At 55.4% G+C, this 24,822-nt stretch carries 21 protein-coding genes and 1 tRNA gene; 10 read left to right on the top strand and 12 right to left on the bottom strand.

Annotated elements, in window-relative coordinates; genetic code table 11:
* Positions 1–16 precede the first annotated feature (16 nt).
* From pgaD to pgaA, 4 genes are read right to left on the bottom strand one after another with little or no spacing between them, the layout of a single operon-like run.
* Positions 17–448 (bottom strand): poly-beta-1,6-N-acetyl-D-glucosamine biosynthesis protein PgaD, encoded by a 432-nt coding sequence (gene pgaD, locus AB6731_RS15435; protein ID WP_014171599.1) that lies wholly within the window; start codon positions 446–448, stop codon positions 17–19.
* Positions 445–1,776 (bottom strand): poly-beta-1,6-N-acetyl-D-glucosamine synthase, encoded by a 1,332-nt coding sequence (pgaC, locus tag AB6731_RS15430; protein ID WP_041162851.1) that lies wholly within the window; start codon positions 1,774–1,776, stop codon positions 445–447. The genes pgaD and pgaC overlap by 4 nt, the downstream gene beginning before the upstream one ends.
* A complete protein-coding gene (gene pgaB / locus AB6731_RS15425; RefSeq protein WP_371006530.1) occupies positions 1,769–3,772 on the bottom strand; it encodes a poly-beta-1,6-N-acetyl-D-glucosamine N-deacetylase PgaB in 2,004 nt (667 codons plus the stop codon). Before pgaB ends, pgaC begins: the two co-directional genes overlap by 8 nt.
* A gap of 8 nt (positions 3,773–3,780) precedes the next feature.
* Positions 3,781–6,219 carry a poly-beta-1,6 N-acetyl-D-glucosamine export porin PgaA gene (pgaA, locus tag AB6731_RS15420; protein ID WP_371006529.1) on the bottom strand — a complete coding sequence of 813 codons (2,439 nt, stop codon included), beginning with the start codon at positions 6,217–6,219 and terminating at the stop codon, positions 3,781–3,783.
* 671 nt (positions 6,220–6,890) lie between these two features.
* On the opposite strand from pgaA, the gene AB6731_RS15415 reads away from it, so the two are divergent.
* On the top strand, positions 6,891–7,418 hold the full coding sequence (locus tag AB6731_RS15415; RefSeq protein WP_044857798.1) for a LuxR C-terminal-related transcriptional regulator: 528 nt from the start codon (positions 6,891–6,893) through the stop codon (positions 7,416–7,418).
* A gap of 54 nt (positions 7,419–7,472) precedes the next feature.
* Here the strand turns inward: AB6731_RS15415 and AB6731_RS15410 are convergent.
* Positions 7,473–7,548, bottom strand: a tRNA-Phe gene (locus tag AB6731_RS15410).
* Positions 7,549–7,643: 95 nt separating this feature from the next.
* On the bottom strand, positions 7,644–8,357 hold the full coding sequence (locus tag AB6731_RS15405) for a DUF554 domain-containing protein (protein ID WP_025203244.1): 714 nt from the start codon (positions 8,355–8,357) through the stop codon (positions 7,644–7,646).
* A 255-nt stretch (positions 8,358–8,612) separates the two neighbouring features.
* Between AB6731_RS15405 and AB6731_RS15400 the strand changes: the two genes are divergently transcribed.
* Complete coding sequence (locus tag AB6731_RS15400) at positions 8,613–10,748, top strand: ornithine decarboxylase (RefSeq protein ID WP_032680307.1); 2,136 nt, start codon at positions 8,613–8,615, stop codon at positions 10,746–10,748.
* A 49-nt stretch (positions 10,749–10,797) separates the two neighbouring features.
* Here AB6731_RS15400 and AB6731_RS15395 read toward each other — a convergent pair whose 3' ends face one another.
* Both AB6731_RS15395 and AB6731_RS15390 read right to left on the bottom strand, forming a co-directional pair.
* Positions 10,798–11,490 carry a response regulator gene (locus AB6731_RS15395; protein WP_014171591.1) on the bottom strand — a complete coding sequence of 231 codons (693 nt, stop codon included), beginning with the start codon at positions 11,488–11,490 and terminating at the stop codon, positions 10,798–10,800.
* On the bottom strand, positions 11,480–13,105 hold the full coding sequence (locus AB6731_RS15390; protein WP_025203246.1) for a sensor histidine kinase: 1,626 nt from the start codon (positions 13,103–13,105) through the stop codon (positions 11,480–11,482). Before AB6731_RS15390 ends, AB6731_RS15395 begins: the two co-directional genes overlap by 11 nt.
* 345 nt (positions 13,106–13,450) lie before the next feature.
* On the opposite strand from AB6731_RS15390, the gene AB6731_RS15385 reads away from it, so the two are divergent.
* From AB6731_RS15385 to citG, 8 genes are read left to right on the top strand one after another with little or no spacing between them, the layout of a single operon-like run.
* Positions 13,451–14,812, top strand: coding sequence for a 2-hydroxycarboxylate transporter family protein (locus AB6731_RS15385; protein ID WP_014171589.1), 1,362 nt, complete (start codon positions 13,451–13,453; stop codon positions 14,810–14,812).
* A 17-nt stretch (positions 14,813–14,829) separates the two neighbouring features.
* Entirely contained in the window at positions 14,830–15,693 is an 864-nt protein-coding gene (locus tag AB6731_RS15380; protein ID WP_014171588.1) for a fumarylacetoacetate hydrolase family protein, read from the top strand.
* Between the two features lie 10 nt (positions 15,694–15,703).
* A complete protein-coding gene (gene citC, locus AB6731_RS15375) occupies positions 15,704–16,729 on the top strand; it encodes a [citrate (pro-3S)-lyase] ligase (protein ID WP_014171587.1) in 1,026 nt (341 codons plus the stop codon).
* A gap of 16 nt (positions 16,730–16,745) precedes the next feature.
* Positions 16,746–17,039, top strand: a complete 294-nt coding sequence (gene citD, locus AB6731_RS15370) for a citrate lyase acyl carrier protein (protein WP_020883681.1) — start codon at positions 16,746–16,748, stop codon at positions 17,037–17,039.
* Positions 17,036–17,911, top strand: a complete 876-nt coding sequence (gene citE / locus AB6731_RS15365; RefSeq protein WP_014171585.1) for a citrate (pro-3S)-lyase subunit beta — start codon at positions 17,036–17,038, stop codon at positions 17,909–17,911. Before citD ends, citE begins: the two co-directional genes overlap by 4 nt.
* A 10-nt stretch (positions 17,912–17,921) precedes the next feature.
* The gene (gene citF, locus AB6731_RS15360; RefSeq protein WP_371006528.1) at positions 17,922–19,439 is read left to right on the top strand and encodes a citrate lyase subunit alpha; all 1,518 of its coding nucleotides are present in this window, start codon (positions 17,922–17,924) and stop codon (positions 19,437–19,439) included.
* Between the two features lie 2 nt (positions 19,440–19,441).
* The gene (gene citX, locus AB6731_RS15355; RefSeq protein WP_371006585.1) at positions 19,442–19,981 is read left to right on the top strand and encodes a citrate lyase holo-[acyl-carrier protein] synthase; all 540 of its coding nucleotides are present in this window, start codon (positions 19,442–19,444) and stop codon (positions 19,979–19,981) included.
* Positions 19,959–20,768: a triphosphoribosyl-dephospho-CoA synthase CitG gene (gene citG, locus AB6731_RS15350; protein ID WP_020883684.1), complete on the top strand. Its 810-nt coding sequence runs from the start codon at positions 19,959–19,961 to the stop codon at positions 20,766–20,768. Before citX ends, citG begins: the two co-directional genes overlap by 23 nt.
* 18 nt (positions 20,769–20,786) lie before the next feature.
* Here citG and AB6731_RS15345 read toward each other — a convergent pair whose 3' ends face one another.
* From AB6731_RS15345 to mutY, 4 genes are all read right to left on the bottom strand, one after another.
* Positions 20,787–22,043: a nucleoside permease gene (locus AB6731_RS15345; protein ID WP_020883685.1), complete on the bottom strand. Its 1,257-nt coding sequence runs from the start codon at positions 22,041–22,043 to the stop codon at positions 20,787–20,789.
* 245 nt (positions 22,044–22,288) lie between these two features.
* Complete coding sequence (gene mltC / locus AB6731_RS15340; RefSeq protein WP_025203253.1) at positions 22,289–23,365, bottom strand: membrane-bound lytic murein transglycosylase MltC; 1,077 nt, start codon at positions 23,363–23,365, stop codon at positions 22,289–22,291.
* Between the two features lie 56 nt (positions 23,366–23,421).
* On the bottom strand, positions 23,422–23,694 hold the full coding sequence (locus tag AB6731_RS15335; RefSeq protein WP_013098674.1) for an oxidative damage protection protein: 273 nt from the start codon (positions 23,692–23,694) through the stop codon (positions 23,422–23,424).
* 26 nt (positions 23,695–23,720) lie between these two features.
* Complete coding sequence (gene mutY, locus AB6731_RS15330) at positions 23,721–24,773, bottom strand: A/G-specific adenine glycosylase (protein ID WP_371006527.1); 1,053 nt, start codon at positions 24,771–24,773, stop codon at positions 23,721–23,723.
* Positions 24,774–24,822 lie beyond the last annotated feature (49 nt).

Genomic DNA, 24,822 nt, shown 5'->3' with positions numbered 1-24,822 from the left:
TTCGTTTTCCGGCGGCTCAGGGATGCTCGTCGTGCTGCTGACTTATCTTCAGGTCAATGATGCGGCCGATCTGGTCATGATAGACCGTCAGCAAATTGTACTGACTCATCTCTGAAATGATTTGTGGGGGAACGTTAAAGCTTCTCGCCAGCTCATCGTGACGCCAGGCATCGGGACGCCGCCGCCTTACCTGAGCGCGACGGCGATTGTACTGATACCACAGAATGAGCAACCAGCCGTTAAGCGCGGCGATCAGCAAATAGATCAGCACTGTATTAAACGAGGCAATAATAATGCCCCAGCGGTAGTTGCTCTCCTCGGTTACCTGCATCCACAGATTGGCATAGAGGAAAAACAGAAAACCTCCCCATGCCAGCAGCGTCAGCACCGCATCAAAAAGACGGGGCAATAGCCGATGTTCAGTCAGAATTAGCGTATTTTCGTTCATTGAATGCTTCCTTTTCCCCGGTCCGGACTGATCCAGCGCGCACGTGCACGCTGGCGTTTAAGCATGACTTTTGGAAAGGCGACGAGGGTGGTGAACAGACCAATCATCCAGTACACCATCGGGAACCAGATCACCCAGAAAAGCGAACTCGCCACGTTTCTTTCATAGCGCCGCTCGATATACAAACTGACGAGGAATTGCATCAGACACATGACCCCCAGAAGCAACCCGGTAAATTCAGGAGGAAACAGACTCTCGACGGTAAGGTTTGTGGGTAACGTAATGATATGGCTGACAATGAACAGCAACACGGTCACCGCATAGGCGAATGCCCACAGCGTTGACAACGCGTACTCTAAAAACAGCGGCCACATGCGATGATGTTCCCAGCGCACGATCTTGCGAAGGTTAACCAGAAAGACCTCTGCACCGCCCTGCGCCCAGCGTAAACGCTGTTTCCACAGGCCTTTTAATGTCTCTGGCATCAGGATCCAGCACAGCGCCCGCGGCTCAAAAAAGATATCCCAGTGTCGAAGCTGAAGCTTCCAGCTGATGTCGATATCTTCGGTGATCATATCCGGGCTCCAGTACCCCACATCTGCCAGCGCCTGTCGGCGAAAGGCCGCAATAACCCCGGAGACGGTAAAGACCCTGCCGTAGATCCGCTGCGTTCGTTTGATGAGACCAATAATCGATGAGAACTCGCCTACCTGAATACGGCCAATCAGCGTTGATCGTGTGCGAATACGCGGGTTTCCGGTGACGGCCCCGACGTGGGGATACTTAATCAGCGGCTCTACCAGATAGGCTGCGGTATCACGATCGAGCAGGGCGTCGCCATCAATACAGACCAGCAGATCGCCGCGCGCTGCCGCCGCGCCGGCCTTAAGCGCCACCGCCTTACCCTGGTTTTCTGCGAGGTGAATGACGCGCAGGCGCGGCTGTTCCTGCGCCAGCTGCTGCAGCACCTCTGCGGTGTTGTCAGAAGAACCATCGTTGATCGCGATAACTTCGATATGGGGGTAGCGCTGATCCAGCGCGGCGCTAATGGTCTCCCGGGCATTTCTTTCCTCGTTGAAACACGGGATCAGGATTGAAATTAACGGATCGCCGGCTAACGTGGGAGCAGGCGTCTGCTTATCCCATGACCAGTGCCGTTCAAGCTGAAACCAGAAATAGAGCCCCCCGGTTATCCAGAGCACGGACATGAACAGTGGCCAGAAGAAGACAAAATCCAGAATCAGTTCTCCGGTAAAAAGGGCAGCCACGCCCAGAGGCAACCCGAATACCAGGCATAAAATAGAGAATGCGATAATGCGATCAGTCATTGTCAGGGTACCAGTACGAAGAGAATTCAGGCCTGATGCGTGAAATATCAGGTTGGTTGTTGATGAAATCGTCGGGGTAGTAACCATAATTTTTGATGCCGTTCAGCTGGAGTATGCGCATCCACTGCGCCAGACGCGTGTCTGGCACGGCACGTTGAGGTTTCTGCTCCCAGTCCCGGGCCTGTAGCTCGAAAAGGGTTTTATTGAGCGCACTGGGCCGTGCGGCAACGGCGGCGATCAACCGCGTGAGCCAGGCATCGCTTTCCTCTGCCGGAACGGATTCCATCAGCGGCATAGCCATCGGAACCGTCCAGTCGTAGGTCATCAGAAAATCATCCAGATTTTGTGCAAACCACGCTTCGCTCTCGGGCTGCAGGATGGGCAGGGCGAACATATTCCGCGCAGTTTTAATCTGCGGGCCGCGTATGTTTTTTACCGCCTGGCTAAGGCTGCGGGTAAAGCCGATGAGCGTCTGACTTTTAAAGCGACTCCAGGCATGAAGGGCGGCCGGATCGTGTTGCATTGCGGCGATGCTGCGGTTATTCCAGGCGCGCAGGGCATCCGGGCCGGCATCTTCAAAGTCTGTCAGTACCGCATCGTCGTGAAATAAGATCCCATTGAAGCTGGCGTAGCGGGCAAGATCTTCATAGATTTCCGTGACCTGCTGACGAACCTCGGGGTTCCACGGGGAGAGGCGGATGTAGGGGTCGGTAGCCTCGTGCAATTGGCCCGTTTGACGATCCCAGCGCTGTACCCGCGGGAGTGCGGGGGAGAGATCGAAAGAGAGCACCGGCATCCACGCATAGACTTTTACGCCTGCACGGGTTTGCAGCTGCCAGGCGACAAAATTAAACAGATCGGCGCGCACCGGAAGCCGGCTGTTAGGGAAGTAGAGCGCTTTGATCGTGCCATCGCCCAGCGGATCGGAAAACGCCTGCAGGAAAACATGACTGATTTTCATGTCGTAAACCCGCTGGACAAGTTTATTGATGTTGTTGGTTTGCTGGGCCGGATCGGGATCGTAGACATAATCGAGATCGACATGCATGACGCGCACGGGATCGGCCTCCTGAATCTGGCTGACCGTGCTGGCAAAGGATTTGAGCGAGGGATTTCCGGAAATCAAAAGACGCGGAATATTGCCGAGATCGCGCACATCTGCCAGCCCGTCTTCAAGGGTAAAGGCCAGTTGATAACCCTGCTTTCTGGCGATGGCGAGCGATGTGCCGTTCGCGGCGCCATAGGGCCAGACCCAGGCGCGGGGCGCTTTTCCTGTCACCCGGGTAATTTTGTCGGTAACTTTGCGCACGTCATCAGCGATCCGCTGGTTGAACTGCCGATCGGTTTCATAACGCCCCGTCGCTTTATCGTAAAAGCGGTTGGCGATGGCGGGTTCACGGCTTCCCTGTGGGTTAGCCGGTATGCCGTAATGCGAAGCCCAGGTATGCGAGCCAATCTCAACCAGCGGAGACTGGCTTAGCTCCCGCACCATATCCCAGGTTGCAAAGCGCTCGCGGGGCGTCATCAGTCCGCCGAAATTGACCTGCTGATTCGCTGGCGTATCTACCCAACTGCCCACCGGTGCCCACAGCGCAGGGACGTTCCAGGCTTGAAGGAGTGGCCAGACGCGGGTGTAGAAACTGCTGTAGCCATCATCAAAACTGAGTAAATAGGCTCTGGGCGGCAGCGTTTTTTTGCCCTCATGCGCATCCAGAATATCCTGCACGCTAATAGCGTGATAACCGTGATGCACAAGCCAGCCGATCTGCTCGTTTAGGGCGCTGGTACGAACGGACAGGTAGCGCTGATCGGCTGCATCATCTTCAACGTCATGGTAGGCCAGAACCAGAAAATGGTTCTTTGGCCAGGGTTTACTCGCCTCAGGCTGTGGCCGTTCCTGGGGGGACATAAACGAGAGGGCCTGAGCGCAGACGCTCGCGCTGAGGCATAACCAGCCGATAATTATCAGGCTCACAGAAAAACGTTTGTTCAGCATATTCATCCTTAAAAGCGTAAATTCGCATCAAACGTGACGGAGAGATTGCTTTCTCGTTTACCGTCGAAAGGGCGCTTGTCCCAGTTCAGCATCACGCCGCTATCAATGACGTTGTTCCATTGAATGCGCTGCCCGTAACCCAGCAGGGCGATGGCACCAGCAGGCTGATTTTTCTGCCAGTATTCCCCGCCGCCGAGAACGACCTGCTGGCTCCAGAGCGTGTCGTAATGGCGGTACATCTGATGATCGACGGACAGGGCTGCCGTTACGGAGAGATCCCGCTCCGGGTTGTAATAGAGCGTGTCCCGCAGGGTGTTGGTACTCGCTGATATACCCGGTTCGAGATCCAGCGTCAGGGTGGGTGTCTGCCACAGCCGCTCTTTACCCGTAAGGGCGAACTCCTGGCGGCGGTTATGGTCGGAAAAGTGGCTGGCAGAGGCGTTAAACTGGTACTCACGGCGTTCGTTTTGATACCAGCGGACCCAGCCTTCTCCCCGGTTTGCGCTGACGCCATTACGCAGTGCCCGTAAAGGCGTCGTGCGTGAAAGACGTTCGAGGTTTCCACCCACCTGCCAGCTATCGTTCAGGCTGTACGCCGCCGAGAGGCGAGCACCGGGCTTGTTTGCACCGTGATAATGGTTACCGGAGAGTTCTGCTTCGACCAGAAGGTCGCGAGGCCGCCATTCGATGCCGGCAAACAGGTGGCGGCTGCTGCCTTTGCCTTCGTCGAAATTGCCCTGCGCAAATCGGGTTCCACCAAACAGCCGCCAGTTATCCGCGACGGGCGGACCGTAGATCGTGGCATCCCAGCTCAGATCGTGTGTGCCGCTGACGGGGTTATCAGAGTGCAGTCCTTTGCCCGCGTTCAGACGCAGTTCGGACAGATGATGGACGTTTCTGAGCCTGTCCAGACGTCGGGCGCTCCCGTCGACAGGCGCGCGGGCGATAACGTCATCGGCCAGTAAATCCATCTGTCGCCACTCCTGCAGATCCATTGCGACGTAGGCCTGCTGCCGTTCCAGCTCGATATTGGATGGCTCCAGCGTCTCGGCCATTTTGAGCTTTTGCTCCGCCGCCCGCGGCAGACCCCGCGCCTGAAGTAAGGTGGCGTAATCAATCTGTAATCCCTGATTTCCCGGTGCTGACGCAGCCAGACGTTGCGCCAGCTTTTCGGCTTGCGGAAGGGCATTGGTCATCAGCAAATAGTTAAAGGTGAGCGACTGCCCGATGAGCCATTGATCGTTGGGTTGCGGGGTTGGCGAACCGAAATCGTAGCGGGTCCAGGGCGTGTTACGGGTTATCTTCTCAACATACTGGCGAGCGGCCTGATACTGCCCGGTATCCAGCCAGGCGTAGAAAAGCGCATGATCGTCGTCCTGCGGATCCGGCGCATAGTCTGGATAACGTTTGAGAAGCGAGAGGGCGGCATCGGCATTTTTCTCCTCCAGATACGCGGAGATAACCCAGCCAATTGCCCAGGTCGGCACGGGATGCTGAGCCGACGTTAACGCCTGATATTCCCTGATGACCTGTGGATAATCACCGTGGGCGTGAAGCGCGCCAAGCCGATCGACACGGGCCCGGATAACGTCCTCCGCTGCCTGAGGTTCGTTTTGCCAGCGGGACAGCAGCTCGTCATAGCGGTTCAGCGCCGCTTGCGCGAGCTGCAAACGCTCTGTTTCAGTACGGGCAGGCACATCGGCGAGGCGTACCATTTCGGCGGCGGCGTTGAGTGCCAGGCGGCGACGTTGCGCGGGGGGCAGCGTCACCGTTTGTGAAAGCCGCAGGGCAGGCGTGTCGGCCCGGTTGTCTGTTAACGCATCAATCAACTCAGTACGAAGGGCGTCATCCGCTGGCGCACTATTCAACGCGCGGATGTCTGCTAAAAGCCGCTCCTGGTTTTTCCCCAGGCGTGAATAGACATAAGAGAGCATCTGGAGGTGAGCCAGAGAGGGCTTTTCCGCCACCCGTTGCCGGGCTTCCTGCAGAGCCAGTGTATCCATGCGGGCGTCGGCGAGGGTTTTGATGTAGCCGATGCGATAATCGTCGTTATCCGGTGCAAGGTTACACGCCTCCTTCCAGAGCATTAACGCAGGTTGCCACGCCTTTTGGTTTCGCCTTGCCTGAGCAGCAGCAGCCACGCCACGGGCAGGAAGAGGCATATAGACCTTATAACGCAGCCAGACCTGAATAACGTCGTCATCACGACCCGCCCAGGACGCCACCTGCAACCAGTCCGCAACCTGCTCAGGCGTCAGGGCATGTTGCTGCTGATAACGCTGAAGATATTGCAGAAAAGGTGCGTAATTACCGTTACGCGCCTGCTGAATCTGTTGTTCATATACTGATTCTGCTGCCTGAACCAGAAAGGGGAAAAGTAATAACAGAAACAATAAAGCGGGAGTGCGGTAAAAGAATAACGTATTGAAGCGAAGTGATCTTTCCATATCTATTTGCCATTTGTTTATCATAAATCCATTGCATAACACGGCCGCCTTTAAGCACGGGGTTAAAGGCCATAAATGAGAACGTTTAATCTGAATGCAGTTACGTTATGGGGTACTTACTTAAAGGTAATTATGGGTCCTTATGGTCAGGGCTAAGTGGCTGGTAATGTACACCCGATATGTTGGCAGATAAATATGTTGAAAAGCAGGGTGGTTGTTTTGAGATAATTCTGTAATGAGCTGTCCTAAACGATTATTTTGAAATGAGTTTATATTTGTAACTTTATGATTTTATTGGTTTTTATTTATATTGTGACAAATTTGTTTATATTTTTAATGTGCCTTATTGGTGTGAATTAAAGTACTTTCCGGTGCATGTTTGGGAAGTTTCATGACAAAAATTCTTAATATCCATAAAAGTGACTTTTCTGAGATTGTTTTTTACTTATAATTAATGGCAGCCATTGAATGATAGTCTATGGGAAGACGTATCAATGAATGTGCGAATTGAGGGTCAATCAAAGCTAGAATACATTTATCGTTAATATAAAAGCGCTATAAAACGAAGGCGGACTTCTTTCCGAAGGGTCGTTCTTGCTTTAATCTAAAAGGGATGGTTAGTGGCAACTTCAATAGTGTTAGTGACACAGGATCGCTACCTTGTCAGGGGGATGAGGATATTTTTTCCGGATATAATCCTGCTGGACTCCATTGACAGAAAGATATTTGATAACGGCGCAGATGAATATTCTGTATTGATTGATAGCCGTGCACCGCTGCGTTTATATGATTACCTGATACGCCATCCGGCCAGAACGAAAAAAACAATCTGCTGCGTTATGCTCGATATGCGGCATCGCGAGGAGAATCTGCTCAGCATGAAGTTGTTTATGAACACGTCGCTCACGGCACCCGATATGGCGTCGTTATTCAACCTGGTGCTCAACATGAAGGGCAAACGTCTGACAACAAAGTGGCTGCTGAACTTACGGCTGAGCACGCATGAAGCCATTATGCTGCGGTTGCTCAGGGCTGGCATGGCGATGGAAGAGGTGGCACAGGAACTGAATACGTCGATTAAAAGCCTCTACCGTAAACGGACCGCGCTTTCAGAACGGCTGGGGGCAGAGAACTTCAACGAGGCTTGTTTGTTTATCTTTAAAAATAAACTGCTGGATTCGGATGGGAACGATCCCTAGCTTTGCTTTACCCCAAAAGCAAAAACCCGCCACGAGGGCGGGTTTTCTGAAGAGTGGTGCCCGGACTCGGAATCGAACCAAGGACACGGGGATTTTCAATCCCCTGCTCTACCGACTGAGCTATCCGGGCAACGGGGCGCATTAAACCTGATATGCCCTCTGCCGTCAACGAAATTTGTTGTTTTCGTAACGGACTGCACACTCTCTCACCAGTTCGCCGTAAACTTAAGCAAAAAAGTGCGTCCAGAGCGCGGATAGCGGCATTGCAATCAACAACGCGGGCAGCATATTCACCACCGCAAACATCTTTATTCCGCATATCCGCAGCCCTGTCGCCAGCAGCAGCAGGCCACCGACGGCGGTGAAGTCGGCCATCATTGCCGGCGTGGTGAGAGGAAGGATCAGTGTGGCGCAGGTAGCGAGGGCCAGCTGGATAAGCAGCATGGGCACGCAAATCGCGGCGACGGCGATGCCGAGGGTCGTGGCAAAAATGGTGGCCGTGAAGAAATCAAGAAACGCCTTCGCAATCAATATGCTGGGGTCGCCAGTCATGCCTTCCTGCATTGAACCGAAAATGCCTGTGCCGCTGGCGCAAAAAAGAATAATTATCGCGACGTAGTTCTGAATAAACGACTCGTGAGTGCCGTTTTTCGCCTTGCCCGGGTGGGCAATCAGGTTTTTGGCTTTGCTGACCGCATTGTTAATACCCTTTTCCAGATAGCAGAACTCGCCAATGAGCGCGCCGAGCAGGGTAGCAAGCACCATCACCGGCAGGTTGGCGCACTTAATCACCAGCAAAATGCCGATACCTAACGAGGCCAGGCCGAATATTGAGGGCATGGAAGAGCGAATACGCTCCGGCAACCGCTGACTTAATACGGCGCCAAGTACGCCGCCCAGCAATACGGCACCGGCATTGATAAAGGGTCCGATAACCACCGTGAACTCCTGGTAGTTAATCATGGGTATTGCAGGATTATGACACGCCAGGGGCCTGTTAAGCTTAGGTTTAGGCGGGTTAACGCATACTGATTGCTTCTTGCACCTCAAAATAAAAGGTGACATGATTGCGCGAAATTTCTCCTTCCTGTGTACGGAGCCGCCAATGATGATGTTGTCTGTCGCTGCGCGAACGCTCACCCGTATCGATATTATCTACTCCTGTCTCACCGTTCGGTGAGGGTAACTGCACTTATGAAAACCATGAAAATCGCCGTCAGCCGCGAGCTGGTCTCTACTGTGTCTACGCACCGCGAAAAGGTGACGCTGGATAACACTGATTTTACGGATGTGGCGGCAGTCGTCATTACCCCCGCGGAAAGTTGCAGCGGCGTTCTGGCATTGCTTAAACGCACGGGCTTTCAGCTTCCGGTGTTTATTTACTCGCAAGAGCCGTCAGACGTTCCTGATGGCGCAACGGCAGTGATATCAGGTAAAGCTCAGGAGTTTCTGGAACTGGAGACGGCGGCCAGTCGGTATGAAGAGAATCTGTTGCCGCCATTTTTTGACACCCTGAGCCAGTACGTGGCGATGGGCAACAGTACTTTTGCCTGTCCGGGACACCAGCACGGTGCATTTTTTAAAAAACACCCTGCGGGACGGCAGTTCTATGAATTCTTCGGTGAGAACGTATTTCGCGCCGATATGTGCAATGCCGATGTGAAACTGGGCGATCTGCTGATCCACGAAGGCTCCGCCAAGCATGCCCAGAAGTTCGCGGCAAAAGTCTTTAATGCTGATAAAACCTACTTTGTGCTGAACGGCACCTCCGCTGCAAATAAGGTGGTCACCAATGCGCTGCTGACCCGCGGTGACCTGGTGCTGTTCGATCGCAACAACCATAAGTCCAACCACCACGGTGCGCTGATCCAGGCGGGTGCCACGCCGGTTTATCTTGAAGCGGCGCGTAACCCGTTTGGTTTTATTGGCGGGATTGACGCGCAGTGCTTTGACGACGCGTACCTGCGAAATCAGATCCGTGAAGTTGCGCCGGAAAAGGCCATGGAGAAACGCCCGTTTCGTCTGGCGATCATTCAGCTTGGTACCTACGATGGCACGATCTACAACGCCCGTCAGGTGATCGACAAGATCGGCCATCTTTGTGACTACATCCTGTTTGATTCGGCCTGGGTGGGCTACGAGCAGTTTATTCCGATGATGGCGGAAACCTCTCCGCTGTTACTGGATCTGAACGAGAACGATCCGGGCATTTTCGTGACGCAGTCGGTGCATAAACAGCAGGCCGGGTTCTCGCAGACTTCGCAGATCCATAAAAAGGATAATCACATTCGCGGCCAGGCGCGTTTCTGTCCGCACAAGCGCCTCAACAATGCGTTTATGCTCCATGCCTCGACCAGTCCGTTCTATCCGCTGTTCGCGGCTCTTGATGTGAACGCGAAAATCCATGAAGGGGAGAGCGGGCGCCGGCTTTGGGCGGAGTGTGTTGAGCTGGGCATTGAGGCCCGCAAGGCGATCATTGCCAACTGCCATATGATCAAACCGTTTATTCCGCCAATGGTGGCCGGGCGTCCGTGGCAGGATCATCCCACACACGCCATCGCCAGCGAGCGCCGCTTCTTCAGCTTTGAGCCGGGGGCTAAATGGCACGGGTTTGAAGGCTATGCCAGCGAGCAGTATTTCGTCGATCCGTGCAAGCTGCTGCTGACCACGCCGGGTATTGATGCGGAAACCGGGGAATATACCGAGTTTGGCATTCCGGCGACCATTCTTGCGCACTACCTGCGTGAAAACGGCATTGTGCCGGAGAAGTGCGATCTCAACTCGATCCTCTTCCTGCTGACGCCTGCCGAAAGCAGTGAGAAGCTGGCGCAGCTGGTGGCGATGCTGGGTCAGTTTGAACAGCATATTGAAGACGATACGCCGCTTGCTGACGTCCTGCCGACCATCTACCAGAAATACCCGGTACGGTATCGCGATTACACCCTTCGCCAGCTCTGCCAGGAGATGCACGATCTCTACGTGAGCTTTGACGTGAAAGATCTGCAGAAGGCAATGTTCCGTAAAGAGAGTCTGCCAGAACGGGCGATGAATCCGCAGGATGCGAATCAGGCGTATATTCGCGGGAACGTGGAGTTGGTGCGCATCCGTGATGCCGGCGGACGCATTGCCGCCGAGGGCGCGCTGCCGTATCCCCCTGGCGTACTGTGCGTGGTGCCGGGTGAAATCTGGGGTGGGGCGGTACAGCGTTACTTCCTGGCGCTGGAGGAGGGCATCAACCTGCTGCCAGGCTTCTCGCCGGAACTGCAGGGCGTTTACAGCGAAAAGGATCCCGATGGGATTAAGCGACTGTACGGGTATGTTTTGTCATAGTCGCCGTCATCCGTAATCCCGGCCCTCTCCCCAAAGAGAGGGTCAGGGCTCACACCGCACTTCTTTTATACATCCTCCGTGGATGCCCAATCTTTCCGTACAACATCTCTACGCTCAGAAACCCCGCCTCCACGCAGTGCTCCAGATAGCGTCGGGTGGTGGTTTTACTTAATCCTGTCTCCTGCACGACTTCGTCGACGGAAAAACAGTGTGTCGCCTTGTCGTTAAACAACGCCTGTACCCGTGCCAGCGTATTCTCCTCAATGCCTTTGCTGCCGTTATCCAGACGGTAGTTTTTCGCCTGCAGCTGGTAGAGCGAGTCGACGTTCTGCTGGTCGACAATCTTCCAGACCCGCTGTTGTTCGGCAAACTGCACAAAGCGTTCAAGCGACTGGCTGAGGCGTTTCCAGGAGACCGGCTTCAGGATGTAATCAAAAGCGCCATTCCGGATGGCCTGGCTGCAGGTGTCCATGTCGCTGGCAGCAGTAATGAAAATCACCGAACAGTTGGCGCGGGTGAGCATGGGGTCATTGATCAGTGTGATCCCTTTACCGTCCGGCAAATAGTTATCCAGCAGCATAAGCTGCGGCTGCTTGCTTTCAAGCTGGACCTGGGCGGCAGCGAGAGACGAGGCGATCCCTACCAGCCTCAGGCGCGGATGTTTACCGATAAGTTCCGCGTGCAGTTGCGCCAGTTCGTTCTCGTCTTCAACAATCAATACGTCGATAAGTTCATGTTGCATAGTCGGTATCTTCCAGTTGCTGGGCGGGACGCCGGGCGGGAATAAACAGTGAGAAAATGGCGCCGCGCGGGGTGTTATCGGCAATTTCTATCGCGCCGCCAGCCTGCGTAACATAGCTTTCGATCAGATACAGGCCAATCCCGTGATCGCCGCGTGTTTTGGTGGTGATGCCGCGTTCAAATATCCTGTCACGGATCTCCGGTTTGATGCCAACGCCCTGGTCGGCCACTTCGATAATCAGCTCCTGCTCGCTCAGTTTGATCAGCACTTCGACCGGTGCATGGGGGAGCGGTGAGCGCTGCGTTGCTTCGATGGCGTTATCCAGCAGGTTGCCGATGATTGAGATCAGCTCTTCTTCAGCCAGCGACGGGAACGGCCTGTCCAGCCGGCAGGCCGGGTCAAAACTGAGCTCGACCCCTTTCTCCCGCGCGCGGGCGGCTTTACCCAGCAGCAGGCCACACAGGGTCGGGGAGCTGAAGCGGGAAGAGATAAAGTCCAGCAGCTCCTGAGCGTGTTCCGACTGCGCCTGAATATAGCCAATCGCCTCTTCATAGCGGCCCATGTGCAGCAGGCCGGACAGAGTGGTCATGCGGTTCAACTGCTCATGACGCATGATGCGCAGGTTATCGACATAGCGTTTAACCTGGCTGAGCTGGGCGCTAAGCGAGTCAATTTCATTCCGATCGCGGAAAGTGATCACCCAGCCCTGCAGCGAATCCTCAAGCATGATGCGCACCCGGCTGGCAATCACCGTGAGGGTGTTAAAACGGCAAATTTCATCATGGGTATCTTTCGCCAGCATCGTCTGCGTCGAGAAGAACGGGACAGGGTCGATAACCTGGCTAATCAGCTGCCCGCGCAGTTCACGGGCTGGCTGGCTCAGGCCAAGCAGCTTGCGCGCCGCCTGGTTGATCACCTCGATGCGCAGCTCATCATCAATGGCGATCACCCCTTCATAGATAGACTCCATCATCGCCTTTTGCTGGCGCACCAGCAGGCCGATTTCCCGTGGCTCCAGGGAGAAGATCTGCTTCTTGATACTGCGGGTAAAGAACCAGGAGAAGATAAAGAGCGCAATCAACAGCAGCACGGCGGCCAGCAGGATATTGACCACTTTGCTGACGGTAATGGTATCAAGGTAGCTGGTGAGATAACCCACCGAGACAATCCCCACCACTTGCCCCGCATCGTTGAAGATGGGCGCTTTGCTGCGCAGCGAAATACCCAACCCCCCTTTGCGGATGGTGGTGGTGCTTTTTCCCTGCAGGACCTCCTCATTGTCTCCACCGATAAGCGTCTTGCCCACTCTGTCGGCAAAGACCGAATGAAAAAGATGCAGACCTTTATTATCCCCAATCACAATAAAGCTGGCGTCACTGTGAGCGGCAATTTTCTGCATAAAATCATGGATGGCTTTGATATCTTTTTGTTCAACCTCATCACGTAATGAGGGAATAAGTGCGATCTCTTCCGCCTGTATTTTGGCACGTGCGCTCATTTCCTGATAAAGCTGCTTGCCGACATCGACGTAATAATATCCGCCCAGTAACGCAAAAAGTACTGAGAAAAAGGCGACCAGCGAAATAAACAGCTTAATCTGAAACGATACTTTCATAACTATCACGCGAGGTAGCAGCAAAGATTGCCAATATATCATCTTTTTTCGCGCGGATACCCGGTTTGCCGAAAACTTGTGATCCCTTGCACAGCAGGCCCTGTAAAAGAATTTTCCGAATACCCTATGCGCCTGAAGCCGTCTGGAGAAATGTTATTTGATTGTTCGTTTTAGAAAAGAAACCATAAAAACCACGGCAATAAATAAGGCGTAAATCACATTAAATAAAAGAAACCATTAAAACCATAGCTGCCATAAAAACTTCGCTTTTAATATGCCATCCCTCACATAAAGTAAGCCTTTGTGACTCTAAGCTGAACGCACAAAATAACTAAGGGGCTTATTATGAGCACAACTGACGATTCTTTCTCTGTTACCCACGACCCGATTGATATTCAGCGACCATCACTCAAAGAGCGCTGGTGGCATATTATGGATACGTGGAAAATCGGAATTATCCCTCTGCCACTGTTTGTCCTGGCCGGCGCGCTGATTGCCATTGATTGCCTCGGCGGCAAACTGCCCAGCGATATCGTGGTGATGGTCGCCACGCTCGCGTTCTTCGGCTTTGCCTGCGGTGAGTTTGGCAAGCGCCTGCCGATTGTCGGTAAACTCGGTGCGGCGGCGATTTGCGCCACCTTTATTCCTTCGGCACTGGTCTATTACGGTCTGCTGCCGGATGTGGTGGTGGAGTCCACCACGAAGTTCTACAAATCCACCAACATTCTGTATCTCTACATCTGCTGCATCATTGTCGGCAGCATCATGAGCATGAACCGCACCGTGCTGATTCAGGGCTTCCTGCGCATCTTCTTCCCGATGCTCTGCGGCGAAATTGTCGGCATGATTGTTGGCATGGGCGTAGGGATAGCGCTGGGCCTTGAGCCATTCCAGATCTTCTTCTTTATCATTCTGCCGATCATGGCGGGCGGTGTTGGGGAAGGGGCGATCCCGCTCTCCATCGGCTATGCCACCCTGCTGCATATGGACCAGGGCGTGGCGCTCGGTCGCGTTCTGCCTATGGTTATGCTCGGCGGTCTGACGGCAATCATCATCTCCGGCTGCCTCAATCAGCTCGGTAAACGTTACCCGCACCTGACCGGCGAAGGCCAGCTGATGCCTAACCGTGCGAATACCGATGAAACCACCGCACAGCCTGCGTTCTCCGGTAAAGCAGACGTCACCACGATCGCTTCTGGCGCACTGCTGGCCGTTCTGCTCTACATGCTGGGGATGCTCGGCCACAAGCTGATTGGCCTGCCTGCGCCGGTTGGCATGCTGTTTATGGCGGTGCTGGTCAAGCTCTGCAATGGTGCCTCTCCGCGTCTGCTGGAAGGCTCTCAGGTGGTGTATAAATTCTTCCAGACATCAGTAACTTACCCCATTCTCTTCGCCGTGGGCGTGGCCATTACCCCCTGGCATGAACTGGTCGCCGCATTCACGCTGACCAACCTGCTGGTGATTGTCAGCACCGTCTCCGCGCTGGTGGCGACCGGTTTCTTCGTTGGCAAAAAGATTGGCATGCACCCGATTGATGTCGCCATCGTCTCCTGCTGCCAGAGCGGCCAGGGCGGTACCGGTGACGTGGCGATTCTGACTGCAGGCAACCGTATGAGCCTGATGCCCTTCGCCCAGATTGCTACCCGTATTGGCGGCGCGATTAACGTCTCCATCTCTCTGCTGATACTGGGCAACTTCCTCGTTTAAGTTTTCAGGAAAGAACAATGAAACTCGCAAGCTTTTTATACCAGGGAACACGCAGCTACGGCATCGTTCAGGCCGAAGGTGTGATTGATTTAGGTCGCCGTCTCGGCGACCGCTACAGCGACCTCAAAGCGCTGCTGCAGGGCAACGGGCTGGCCGAGGCCACCCGTTATCTCAACGACGCCGTGGATGTCCCTCTGAATGCCATCACCTTCTTACCGGTGATTGAGCAGCCGGAAAAAATCCTCTGCGTGGGCATGAACTACGCCGACAAACGCAAAGAGTTTGACCAGCACAACCCGGCGCCGACGCTGTTTGTCCGCTTCCCGGATTCGCAGACCGGCCACAACGAACCGGTGCTGAAGCCGCGTCACTCCAGTGAATTCGACTACGAAGGAGAGCTGGCGGTCATCATCGGCAAAGCCGGAGAGAACATCAGCCGTGATGAGGCGTTGCGCCATGTGGCGGGTTACAGCTGCTATATGGACGGCTCCGCCCGCGACTGGCAGCACACCTGGTTTACGGCGGGCAAGAACTGGCGTCAGACCGGAGCGTTTGGCCCGTGGATGGCGACGGCTGATGAGATCCCGGACCCGCACCAGTTGGCGATCCGCACCTGGCTTAACGGCCGTATGGTGCAGGAAGACAACACCAGCAGCATGATCCACAAGGTCGCGGAGCTTATCGAATACATCAGCACCTTTACCCGCCTCAGCCCGGGCGATGTGATCATCACCGGCTCCCCTGGCGGCGTGGGCAAAAAGCGCAACCCGCCGCTGTTCATGAAAGAGGGCGATCGCATTGAGGTGGAGATCGAGCATATCGGTCATCTGAGCAATGTGATCATGGAAGCGCCCGCCACCGGGCTTGCGGCAGCACACTGAGTAAAACGGCATGAACAGTCAACCCACTATTGATTTTCGCCACACCCTTGTGGCGAAACACCCGGAACGCTTAAGCCAGATCCGTTACCTGCTGGCAGACAGCGGCCTTGGCCTGGACAACGACATCACGCTGTTTGTCGAAGCCTGGTCCGGCACGCAGCTGGTGGGTTGTGCCGGGCTTGCCGCTAACGTCATCAAGTGCGTGGCGGTAAACGAGCAGCTTCGTGGGGAGAACCTCAGCGCACGGTTGCTGGCAGAGGTGGAAAATGCGGCGCTGGAGCGCGGCCATTTTCACCTCTTCCTCTGCACCCGTCCGTGCAACAAGGAGCGCTTTGGCCGCAGCGGCTTCTGGCCGATTGCCCAGAGCGGGAACAACGCGGTGCTGATGGAGAACACCCCGCAGGGGATCCAGCGCTACTGTCGCGCGCTCAAGTGTCAGCGCAAGGCCGGGAAGAAGATTGGCGCGATCGTGATGAATGCGAATCCGTTTACCCTCGGCCACCGGCATCTGGTCGAGCAGGCCGCGGGGCAGTGCGATGCGCTGCACCTGTTTGTGGTGCGCGAGGATGCCTCGTTCTTCCCGTTCAGCGCCCGGCTAGAGATGGTACGGGCGGGCGTGGCGCATCTGCCGAACGTGATTGTGCATGAAGGATCGCAGTACATCATCTCCCGCGCCACGTTCCCGGCCTACTTCCTGAAAGAGACCGGCAAAGTACAGCAGGCGTGGAGCGAAATCGATGTGCTGATCTTTCGGGACTTCATCGCCCCGGCGCTGGGTATTACGCATCGCTTTATCGGCTCGGAGCCGTTTTGCGATATCACCCGTCAGTACAACCAGACGCTGCACGACCTGCTGGCCTCGCAGATTGACGTGGTGGAAATGCCGCGCATCAAGGTCACCGGCAACGCTATTTCCGCGTCGGAAGTCCGCCGCTTGCTTAAGACACAGCAGTTTTCCCGGATCCGGGAGATTGTCCCGGACTCCACCTTCGCGCACCTCGAAACGCATTACCGTGCGAGTGCGGAAGTCGCATAACTATCAGGAATTTATCATGAAAATTGTAAGGGAGGCGCTGGCCGGTACGCAGGAGTCCAGCGACCTGATGGTAAAAATTGCCCCCGCTCAGGGTGAGCTGGAAATTATCATCCACAGTGAAGTGATTAAGCAGTTTGGCGAACATATTCGCCAGGTCGTTAACGACACATTGCGCGCCATGAACGTGCACCAGGGATTAATTATTGTTGAAGACAAAGGGGCGCTGGACTGTGTGATCCGCGCCCGCCTGCAAAGCGCGCTCCTGCGCGCGGCCGATGAGCCGACACTCAACTGGGGAGCGCTGAAATGAGCAAACTCCGCCGCAGTATGCTGTTCCTGCCGGGCGCAAACGCCGCCATGCTCTCTACGGCATTTATCTACCGCCCGGACTCCATCATGTTTGACCTTGAAGACGCCGTCGCCCTGCGCGAGAAGGATACCGCGCGCATGCTGGTGTTTCATGCCCTGCAGCACCCGATGTATCAGGATATCGAAACCGTGGTGCGCATTAACCCGCTGAGCACGCCGTTTGGCTTGCTGGATCTGGAAGCCGCCGTGCGGGCAGGGGTGGACGTGATTCGATTGCCGAAAACCGACACCCCGGAGGATATCGATGAGCTGGAAGGGCATCTGGCGCGTATCGAGCGTGAATGCGGGCGCGAGCCGGGCTCGACCCGCGTCATGGCGGCTATTGAATCGGCGATTGGAGTGATTAACGCCGTGGCCATTGCCCGCAGTTCTCCGCGCTTAATTGGGATCGCGCTGGCCGCCTTTGACTATGTGATGGACATGCAGACGGAACGCGGGGATGGCACTGAGCTATTTTATGCCCGCTGTGCCGTGCTGCACGCCGCCCGCGCCGCGGGTATCGACGCTTTCGACGTGGTGTGGTCGGACGTTAACGATGAAGCTGGCTTCCTGCGCGAGGTCGATTTGATCCGCAAGATGGGCTTTAACGGTAAATCGCTGATTAACCCACGTCAGATTGATCTGTTACATAACGCCTATGCCCCAACCCAGCAGGAAGTGGATCACGCGAAACGGGTGATTGAAGCGGCAGAAGAGGGGGAGCGTAACGGCCTGGGCGTCGTGTCGCTCAACGGCAAAATGGTCGATGCCCCTATTATTAACCACGCGCAGATGGTGCTGGAACGCGCGGCGGCCTCCGGCGTGCGTCGTTAAGGATTACACAATGAATCAGACAGAACTTCTCCATGTGAATTTCCCCCATCTGCGGGACTTAAAACCGTTTGATACCGCCCACAGCGCAACGCCATGGCTGAACAGCCCTGACGAAAAACACACCCGTAAGCTCTGTGCTTCGGTCGAAGAGGCGGTGTTACGCAGCGGGTTACAGGACGGGATGACCGTCTCCTTCCACCACGCGTTTCGCGAAGGCGACCGGGTGATCAATACCGTCGTGGCACTGCTTGCGCGTATGGGCTTTAAAAACCTGACGCTGGCTTCCAGCTCGCTGATGACCTGTAACGACGCGCTGATCGAACACATCGAAAGCGGCGTTATCACCCGGATTTACACCTCCGGTATGCGGGGCAAGCTGGCGGACGCTATCTCACACGGGTTGATGGCCGAGCCGGTACAAATTCACTCCCACGGCGGGCGCGTGAAGCTGTTGCAGGACGGCGAACTGAATATCGACGTGGCGTTTCTTGGCGTGCCGTGCAGCGATGAATTTGGCAACGCCAACGGCACGCACGGGAAATCGTGCTGCGGCTCGCTTGGCTATGCAATGGTGGATGCGCATTTCGCCCGCAAGGTGGTGCTGCTGACCGAAGCGCTGGTGCCGTTCCCGAATATGCCCGCCAGCCTGGTGCAGGATCAGGTGGATTACATTGTGCAGGTGGAGAGCGTGGGTGACCCGGCGAAAATCAGCGTCGGTGCGGCTCGCGTGACCAGTAATCCGCGTGAGCTGATGATTGCCCGCTACGCGGCGGATGTGATTGAACATTCAGGCTATTTCAAACCCGGTTTTTCCATGCAGACCGGCTCCGGTGCGGCGGCTACCGCCTGTACCCGCTTTATGGAGAAGAAAATGGAGCGCAGCGGCGTGAAGGCGCGCTTCGCGCTCGGGGGCATTACCGGCAGCCTGGTGGATCTGCACGAGAAAGGGCTGATCGAAAAGCTGCTCGATACCCAGTGTTTCGACGGCCAGGCCGCAGCCTCGCTGGCACGAAATCCGAATCATGTGGAGATCTCCACCAACGTTTATGCCAACCCCGGCAGCAAGGCAGCAAGCTGCGACCAGCTTGATGTGGTGATCCTGAGCGCCCTGGAAATTGACGTCGATTTTAACGTCAATGTTATTACCGGCTCTGACGGCGTAATGCGTGGGGCATCCGGCGGACATTGTGATGTGGCCGCGGCGGCGAACCTGACCATCGTGGTCGCCCCCCTGCTGCGTAGCCGTATTCCAACCGTCGTGAAGCGGGTGACCACCCGGCTGACGCCCGGGGAGAGCATCGACGTGCTGGTCACCGATCACGGCATCGCGGTTAACCCGGCACGCCCGGAAATCCGCGAACGACTGCTTGCCGCAGGCCTCAACGTTGTCGATATCAACGCGCTTTTCGAGCGGGCGATATCACTGACCGGCGTACCAAAACCCATTGAGTTTACCGACAAAATCGTCGGTGTGATCCGCTACCGCGACGGCAGCGTTATCGACACCGTTCGACAGGTGAAGGAGTAATGATGACTGTAGCGACACCCGTGCGGGCGGGTGTCAGCCTGGAGGAGCTGCTGGCGGCGAAAGAGCGCCGTGCAGCACGCCAGACTGACTGGCTCACGCACTACCAACAACCGGCGATTTCTCTCACGCTCGTCACCCCCGGGGAGATCAAAGACAGCCTGCGCTATCGCAATACGATGGGCGTGGCATTGCAGATGTGCGACCAGCTGCTGTGGGAAAACCGCTGGCAGGTGCTGGACCGCCAGGTGCTGTGGCTGCCCACCGGGCCAGAAGCAATCTGGTGCGTGGCGCATCCGGCGGCGGAAATCAAAGCGCACTGTACGGATCTGGAGCAGACTCACCCACTCGGCAGGCTGTGGGATTTGGATGTGATCTGCCCGGTACAGGGGCATGTGGGGCGCCAGTCTTTAGGGACACATCTCCGGCGCTGTCTGGTATGTGATGAGCCTGCCCACGCCTGTTCTCGTTCGCGTAAGCATCCTGTAGAGCAGGTGGTGGCTCGCGTGGAGAAGATGATCGATGACTGGTTTGCTCGCGACTAACCCGCAGCCATGCGATGTGCCAGGGCTTGCCGAAGAGGCGTTATGGCAGGAGCTGGCGTTGACGCCAAAGCCGGGTCTGGTGGATAAGCTCAACAACGGTGCACACCGCGATATGGACCATGCGCTGTTTGCCCGCAGTATTGCGGCTATCACCCCGTGGTTTGCGCGCTTTGCAGAGCTGGGTCATACCCATGCGGATAAACCCGCGGCGGAACAAATACGGATCATTCGCCCGATGGGCATTGCCTGTGAACAGGCAATGTACGCTGCAACGTGCGGGGTGAACACGCATAAAGGCGGCATTTTTGCCCTCGGTTTGCTGTGCTTTGCCGCCGGACGTGTGAAACACGCCACGGCTGAGAGCCTCTGTAGTGAGGTGAGTCACCTCTGTCGCGGGCTGGTAGCGCGTGAGCTGGCAGCACGCAGTGGACAGGCGACGGCAGGGGAGCGGCAGTTTCAGCAGTATGGGTTAACCGGCGCACGGGGCGAAGCGGAAAGCGGTTTTGCTACGGTGCGTGCAGCGCTGGCGCAATGGAACGGGCACGCGCTGCATGACCTGCTGCTGCGCCTGATGGCGATGAATCAGGACAGTAACCTGGTGTCGCGCGGCGGTATGGAAGGGCTGCGTTATGTGCAGGGGTATGCGCGGGCATTACTGACGCGTGGCTGGGATCGTGATGCATTAATACAGATGGACAATGCGCTCATTGAACGGAATTTAAGCCCGGGCGGCAGTGCGGATTTATTGTCGGTAGGATGGGTGCTGGCGAAATTACCCCTCTCCTGAAAGGAGAGGGGATAATCATTAATGCGCGATAGGCTGCGCAGCGTGCGGTTCGCGTACGTGCTTGTACTTGAACAGTGCGATAAACGCGAAGAACAGTACCAATGAGTACGCGGCGAAGATAAGCCACACGGGCTGCCAGTTGGTGATGCCGTTAGTGGTGTACATCTCAACCACTTTACCGCTCACCACACCGCCCAGAATACAGCCGAAGCCGTTGGTCATCATCAGGAACATACCCTGAGCACTGGCGCGAATTTCAGGTTTCACCTCTTTTTCCACAAACACCGAACCAGAGATGTTGAAGAAGTCGAAGGCGCAGCCGTAAACAATCATCGACAGAACCAGCAGCACGGTACCGAACGGGCTTGGGTCGCCGTAGGCAAACAGACCGAAGCGCAACATCCATGCAGCGATACTGATCAGCATGACGTTCTTGATGCCGTAGCGGCTCAGGAAGAACGGGATGGTCAGGATGAACAGCGTCTCAGAGATCTGAGAGATGGACATCATCACTGACGCATGTTCAACGATAAAGCTGCCAGAGAACAGCGGGTTATTGTCGAAGCTGTGCAGGAAGGTGTTGCCGAACATGTTGGTGATCTGCAGTTCCGCACCCAGCAGCATGGAGAAGATAAAGAAGATCGCCATGCGTTTGTTTTTAAACAGCGCAAAGGCGTCCAGACCGAGCATGGTGCTCCAGCTCTGGTTTTTCTGCTGGTTAGACACCGGAATATGCGGCAGGGTCAGGGTGAACAGCGCCAGCACCACGGAGAGTGCCGCCCCGATGTAGAGCTGCATATGGCTCAGTTCGAAGCCTGCGAAGCTCACGCCCCACATTGCCATGATAAAGCCGATGGTGCCCCAGATACGGATTGGTGGGAAATCGGTGACGATTTCCATACCGGCAGATTTCAGGCGGTAGTAGGAGATGGTGTTGATCAGGCCAAGCGTTGGCATGTAGGCCAGCGAGTTAAACAGGATCACCATGAACATCGCCCCCGGCGTGGTGACCTGGGCTGCCATAAACAGCGTCCCCGCACCCACCAGATGGCAAAGCATGTACAGCCATTTCGCACTTAACCATTTATCCGCCACGATCCCCAGCAGCGTTGGCATAAAGACAGCCGCAATGCCGAGCGAGCTGTAGACGGCACCGATAGACGCACCATCGAACTTGAGCGTCACAAACATATAGGAGCCGAGTGTAGTCAGCCAGCTACCCCACAGGCAGAACTGCAGAAACGACAATATTTTAAGCTGCAGCTTAAGGTTCATGTTACTTTCCTCACAAGTGAGCGGGAGATATGTTGTTATAGGAACATTCAGGGTTGTTATTTGATGCAATTCTATCAGCAGGCGAGGTTATGTTTTGTTACCTCCCGCAAAAAAATGCAATCCACATTAATTTGCAGTTTGGATTGTGATGCAAATAACATTTTCGTATGGATGGGAGCGGGGAAGGTGCGGTCTGATGCCCTCACCCTGGCCCTCTCCCACAGGAAGAGGGCAGGGTAAAGGGTTTAGCGTCGACGGTAGTTTTTTTGCGCCGTGTTCACTTTATACAGATAACGACGCGATTCCGCAGACGGGTGTCGGGTGGTGAGCGTGGAATAGACATCCCCCGGCGCCATACTGTTGATGATATTCGCCGCCTGCACTTTGTCACTCGAGAAGACGCGCAGGACGCTGCCCGCCCCGCCGTTATACGCGGTGATCACCGCATAGCGACGTGATGTCGGGTTATCAATTCCCCCCAGGTAGACATTGTTGAGCATCGCCAGGTAGGCGGTACCGGTATCAATGTTGCTTTGCGGATCGAACAGATAACTGCGGCTCGGCGTACCGGATTTCCCCTGAGCGCGGAAGACGTCTTTACCTGCGCTGTGTTGCACGACCTGCATCAGTCCCAGCGCGTCGGAACGGCTTACCGCGTACGGGTTAAACGACGATTCGGTCTGCATGATCGCCAGGATCAGCGACTCATCCACGCCGTACTTACGCGAGGCCTGACGCACCATGCCAATGTACTTATGCGCACGTTTGTCGAGGTGGTTCGGCACGAGGTTAATGGTGACGCTGTAGATGATCTTCAGGCCGTTAGAGCGGCTTTTCAGACGCGTCTGCAGCAGATAATCGGCAAATTTTGTGGCACGCCCTTCCCAGCGAATGGCCTGTCCGGTCTGATCGACAACCTGGCCGTACAGGAACGGTTCTTTGGAGATGGTGATGTCATCGGCGTCGGAGTAGAGATCGATTGAGCCTGGATCATCACCCATCAGTAAGGTTTTCACGATCGCCTGACGTAACCGTGCGGCAGGTTCGGTGCCTGCGATGGTTTCAACCGTGATAGTCCCCTCATCAAAGTTGATGTGGCTACGGGTCTGATAGGCGTCGGTGTACTTAACGTAGTCCTTAGGTCCGGCAATAAGAACTTCGTTAAATCCCCATATATTTTCGATGTTATGGGCAAACTGCCCCATCAAAATGTCAAAACCGTTGGTGTCCTTTATCCAGGCTTCGTTGTAATCATCGCCTTTTTTGGAAGAACAAGAGACAAGCAACGGCGCAACAAGGGCTAGCGCTAAAAATTTTTTCATCATTCCGGGAGTGCGTGTTGTGTTTGCTTGTACGGCGGAGTTGCCCCCGCACGCTGTTATTTTTCCGGCGGCGTATAGCCTTCGATGTGGACGTCTTTGCCTTCGAACAGGAAGTTCACCATCTCCTGCTCAAGCAGTTTGCGGTGCTCCGGGTTCATCATGCTGAGTTTCTTCTCGTTGATCAGCATGGTCTGTTTTTTCTGCCACTGTCCCCAGGCTTCTTTGGAAATTTCGTTATAGATGCGCTTACCCAGTTCGCCCGGATAAAGCTGGAAATCCTGGCCTTCAGCGTCACGCTGCAGGAAAGTACAAAAAATAGTTCTGGCCATACTCATTCCTCTGTTGGTGGCTGATGCTAAACCATTGCACCGGCACGTAATTGCTGTAACAGGCGCTCCACGGGAGCCGCCAGCCCGACTGATGGCGGTTGCGCTAAGTTATACCAGAGAGCCGTTCCTTCATCCATGCAGGCGGTGATTGAGGACACGGGAAGCCACATCGGTACGATATCCAGATGGAAATGGCTAAAGGTATGACGAAACGCGGTCAGCTGCGTCAGGTTATCGGCAGCGATGCCGCGCTGTTTAAGCCATTCCCGTAACAATTCTTCATCTTCAAACTGTGGGAAGCAGTATAGACCACCCCACAGGCCGCTCGGCGGCCGCTGCGCCAGAAAGACCCCATCGCCATGCTGCATCAACAGCATGTAGCCGGTGCGCTCTGGCAGCGTCTGCTTTGGCTTTTTGCCCGGATACTGCGCCCATGCGTGGTTCGCATAAGCCACGCAGAGATTATTAACCGGGCAAAGTTCGCATTTCGGTTTTGATCGCGTGCAGACCATGGCCCCCAGGTCCATCATCGCCTGGTTAAAGCGCTCCACGCCTTTTGCCGGGGTAACCGCTTCGCTGATCTCCCACAGCCGTTTTTCGACCTCTTTTTTTCCCGGCCAGCCGTCAACGGCATAGCATCGTGCGAGGACGCGCTTCACGTTGCCGTCGAGGATCGGGAAATGCTTGCCTAAAGACAGGGAGAGGATCGCGCCTGCGGTTGAACGTCCGACGCCGGGCAAATCGGCCATTTCATCGAAGGTTTCCGGAAATGTGCCGTGGTGTCGGGTCGCCACCTGCTGCGCGGCTTTATACAAATTGCGCGCACGGGCGTAGTAACCGAGACCGGTCCACAGGTGCAGCACCTCGTCTAATGGCGCATTGGCCAGGTCGGTCACCGTTGGGAAACGTGCCATAAAGCGCTCGAAGTAAGGAATCACCGTGGCGACCTGCGTTTGTTGCAACATCACTTCGGAGAGCCATACTTTGTAAGGCGTTTTTTCAATTTGCCAGGGCAGGGTTTTACGCCCGTATTTGTCGTACCAGTCCAGCACCTGGGCTGAAAATTGAGAGGCTTGCATGGTCATCGATTCGCATAATCAGGGACGCCGATTGCAGCACAGCGTCAAT

The organism is Enterobacter sp. RCC_40, assembly GCF_041360735.1.
GTDB lineage: Bacteria > Pseudomonadota > Gammaproteobacteria > Enterobacterales > Enterobacteriaceae > Enterobacter > Enterobacter ludwigii.
Note: the sequence above shows the minus strand (reverse complement) of the source record. Positions and strands in the feature narration are given on the sequence as shown.